Source organism: Marinomonas gallaica, from assembly GCF_001639745.1.
Taxonomy (GTDB): Bacteria; Pseudomonadota; Gammaproteobacteria; order Pseudomonadales; family Marinomonadaceae; genus Marinomonas; species Marinomonas gallaica.
Map to the genome: position 1 here is coordinate 1 of NZ_LTAX01000089.1, position 261 is coordinate 261.

The 261-nt window shown below is 48.3% G+C and carries 1 pseudogene; it reads left to right on the forward strand.

The features are described from left to right. Positions 1-261: pseudogene (locus AYW76_RS18745) on the forward strand (YgiQ family radical SAM protein); the annotation flags it as partial.

Below are 261 nucleotides of genomic sequence, written 5' to 3' on the forward strand. Positions count from 1 at the left end.
GTATCAATCTCATCGGGCTTGCGTTATGACTTAGCGGTAGAAGACCCTGAGTATGTACGTGAGTTGGTGACTTACCATGTGGGGGGCTATCTTAAGATTGCGCCTGAGCATAGTGAGGAAGGTACGCTCTCCATGATGATGAAACCTGGCATGGGGACCTATGACGCCTTTAAAAAGATGTTTGAGCGTTTTTCCCGTGAAGCGGGTAAAAAGCAATACCTGATCCCCTATTTTATAGCCGCCCATCCCGGTTGTGAGGAT